Source organism: Moorena sp. SIO3H5 (assembly GCF_010692395.1).
In the GTDB taxonomy this organism is placed as follows: domain Bacteria; phylum Cyanobacteriota; class Cyanobacteriia; order Cyanobacteriales; family Coleofasciculaceae; genus Moorena.
Genome location: NZ_JAAHHS010000608.1, coordinates 1 through 3,329, shown reverse-complemented (window position 1 = coordinate 3,329; position 3,329 = coordinate 1). Strand labels below are relative to the sequence as shown.

The 3,329-nt window shown below is 43.7% G+C and carries 3 protein-coding genes; 2 read left to right on the top strand and 1 reads right to left on the bottom strand.

From position 1 onward, the window contains the following. Both F6K52_RS34340 and F6K52_RS34335 read left to right on the top strand, forming a co-directional pair. The coding region (locus F6K52_RS34340; RefSeq protein ID WP_293089385.1) for a WD40 repeat domain-containing protein at window positions 1-1,340 on the top strand (1,340 nt) is incomplete at its 5' end. After that, window positions 1,321-1,887 carry a Uma2 family endonuclease gene (locus F6K52_RS34335; RefSeq protein WP_293089383.1) on the top strand — a complete coding sequence of 189 codons (567 nt, stop codon included), beginning with the start codon at window positions 1,321-1,323 and terminating at the stop codon, window positions 1,885-1,887. The genes F6K52_RS34340 and F6K52_RS34335, both read left to right, overlap by 20 nt. Before the next feature lie 535 nt (window positions 1,888-2,422). Here F6K52_RS34335 and F6K52_RS34330 read toward each other — a convergent pair. Further along, complete coding sequence (locus tag F6K52_RS34330; protein ID WP_293089381.1) at window positions 2,423-2,677, bottom strand: hypothetical protein; 255 nt, start codon at window positions 2,675-2,677, stop codon at window positions 2,423-2,425. Window positions 2,678-3,329: the final 652 nt, after the last annotated feature.

Below are 3,329 nucleotides of genomic sequence, written 5' to 3'. Positions count from 1 at the left end.
TGGGCTATAATGGGACATTACTAAGGACGTTTCAGGGGCATAATGACCGCATTTACAAAGTTGCCATCAGCCCAGATGGTCAAACCATTGCGTCCGCGTCAGGGGATAAAACCGTTAGACTCTGGGGTACTGATGGCACTTTACTAAACACTCTTCAGGGCCATAGCGATCGCGTTTACAACGTTGCTATCAGCCCAGATGGTAAAACCATTGCGTCCGCGAGTTGGGACGCAACCGTTAAGCAGTGGAGTTGGGAAGGCACATTACTCACTACCCTACGAGGGCATCAAGATTTAGTATACGGTGTGGCCATTAGCCGAGACGGAAAAACTATTGCATCCGCGAGTTGGGATGGAACGGTTAGGCTCTGGAAACCCGATGGCATCATCCTCACCAGGCTCAGGGGGCATAGTGATTTAGTTTGGGCAGTGGCCATTAGCCGAGACGGAAAAACCATTGCATCCGCGAGTTGGGATCAGACCGTGAAACTGTGGAATAAAGACGGTAGTCTACAAACAACCCTGAGTGGCCATAGCGCTAGAGTTTTGGGAATAGCCATTAGCCCAGATGGTGAGATGATTGCCTCCGCTAGTGCCGATAACACCATCAAACTCTGGAACAGAAACGGTAGCTTGCTCAAAACCTTAACAAATCATAGCAGCGCTGTTTTAGCAGTAGTCTTCAGCTCCGACGGTGAGATGATGGCTTCCGCTAGTGCCGATAAAACCATTAAGCTGTGGAAACGGGACGGAACTTTAATTACTACCCTCAACGGCCATAGCGATCGCATTTATGGACTAGCCTTCAAGAAAGACGGGACTTTAATTGCTTCCGGCAGTTGGGATAAAACTGTCAAGCTTTGGCAGCCAGACGGAACCTTGATTACTACCCTGAAAGGACACCATGACCGAGTTTACAGCGTTGCCATCAGTCCCGACGGTGAAACCATTGCGTCTGCGAGTTGGGACAGAACTATTAAACTCTGGAAGCGGGATGGAACCTTGATTACTACCCTCAACGGTCATCAAGCAGGGGTATTAGCAGTAGTTTTTAGCCCTGACGGTAACAGAATTGCTAGCGCTAGTTATGACAAAACCGTCAAACTCTGGAAGCAGGATGGAACCCTTTTAACTACCCTGAAAGGACATAGCGATGGCGTCTTAGCAGTAGTTTTCAGCCCCGATGGTGAAATGCTCGCCTCCGCCAGTGGAGACAACACTGTTATTGTATGGAATTTAGATCAAGTCCTGGATTTAGACCAGTTACTAATCTATGGTTGCAATTGGATAAAAGATTATTTGAACACCAACTCAGAGGTTAATGATGTTTGTCACCCTTAACTTAGACAATGTGGATTTTACCGATCAGCAATTTGAGCACCTTTGTCAAGTAAATCCAGAATTCCAGATAGAGCGCACTGCTAAGGGAGAATTAATTATCATGCCACCAGTAGGAGGAATTAGTGGAAATCAAGAAGCAGATTTGATTACTGAACTAACCATTTGGAACCGTCAAACTAACATGGGAAAAGTTTTCAGTTCCTCCACCATGTTTAAACTACCTAACGGCGGAGATAGATCCCCTGATGCAGCTTGGGTAATGTTAGACCGTTGGCAAGCCCTCACTCCAGAACAACAGCAAAAGTTTCCCCCGATTTGCCCTGATTTTGTGATTGAATTGCGTTCACGGACAGATACACTTAAGTCTCTACAAGATAAGATGCAAGAATACCTCAACAGTGGCTTACAACTAGGTTGGTTAATTAACCCTCAGAATCAGCAAGTAGAAATATACCGTCCCAATCAACCAGTAGAAATAGTCGGATTTCTAGTTAGTTTATCTGGAGAAGACGTATTGCCTGGATTTGTTTTAACAGTACCTATTTGAATTAAGAATTGGGAATTAAGAATTAAGAATTGGGAATTGGGAATTCTACATTCTACATTCTGCATCCCAACCTTAAACCTTCAACCTCCCAACCTTAAACCTTCAACCTCCCAACCTTAAACCTTCAACCTCCCAACCTTAAACCTTAAACCTCCCAACCTTCAACCTTGAACATCCCAACCTTAAACCTTAAACCTCCCAACCTTAAACCTTCAACCTCATAACCTTCAACATCCCAACCTTAAACCTCCCAACTTTCAACCCCAAAAAAAATAGCCGCAGAAATACTTTCCACGGCTATAAATTATCTTTATGACTCAACTTTGTAAACCAAACCAGACAACATAATCCGATATGATTAGACCGTAAGCATTCAGCTATTAGCTATTACCCAAAGGCCAAAGGCTGTTCGCGTAGCGTGGCCAAAGGCCTTCCGCTGTTCGCGTAGCGTGGCCAAAGGCCTTCCGCTGACCGCTGATGGCTGACATCAGACCTGATTTTTTTGCCAGGGGGGTAAAACCCCCTGTCGATTAGTTTAACCGATAATTAAATACTTCGTCATCATTGTAATGAATTCCCCCGGGATGCCAGTGGGCTGAAGGGGGCTCCACTCCGAGATTTCCGCGTAACGCAGTGCATAAAGGGTATGCATGGTATTGAGTATTGCCTTACGTGACCCTTTCAAAATGTGCTTAACGGGGTATTTTTTTTGGGAAGGTTCCTGAGGAGTATTATCGGGAGTAGTCTCTTCAGGATTGTTGTTTTTGTTTGGTACAAAGTCTTCAGTCATAATTAAACTCGTGTTTGAGATTTATAACTATAATCATAACGATTATAAATTTAGTTGTCAAGGAGTTTTATAATTTTTTTGTGAGGGGGTATTGAAGAAAAATGTACGGAAATGAAATTCATAATTAAGAATGTAGAATTAAGAATGTAGTCGTAGGGTGGGCATTGCCGATAACGATCATGATTTAACCGCGATTAATCAAATGGGCAATGCCCACCAATACCCAATCATAATCGGGAATCGGGAATCGGGAATAGAATTAAAAATGTAGTCGTAGGGTGGGCATTGCCGATAACAATCATGATTTAACCGCGATTAATCAAATGGGTAATGCCCACCAATACCCAATCATAATCGGGAATAGAATAAAAATGTTAGCGATCGCATAAGCGCGGAAGCTGAGGCCTTTGGCCACGCTTCGCGAACGCTTCCGGAGCGTAGCATTTATTTAAGAGAATCGCTTTTTGTTTGAAAGGGAATAGGAAATAGGTAACAGGGAAAAAACAGAAGCGTTGTCCTGACTTGTTCGGAAAAATGCTACTCAAATAAAAATAAGTTTTTATTTGAGTAGAGCACCTTCGGGTACTAAACTACCGATATGATGGTGTTAACCACAAGTTTTTAGCTAGAACAAGCCGCAATGGTTGATTGA

Coding starts and splice junctions, on each gene's coding strand:
- F6K52_RS34335 (WP_293089383.1), top strand. CDS start 1,321: ATGATGTTTGTCACCCTTAACTTAGACAATGTGGATTTTACCGATCAG.
- F6K52_RS34330 (WP_293089381.1), bottom strand. CDS start 2,677: ATGACTGAAGACTTTGTACCAAACAAAAACAACAATCCTGAAGAGACT.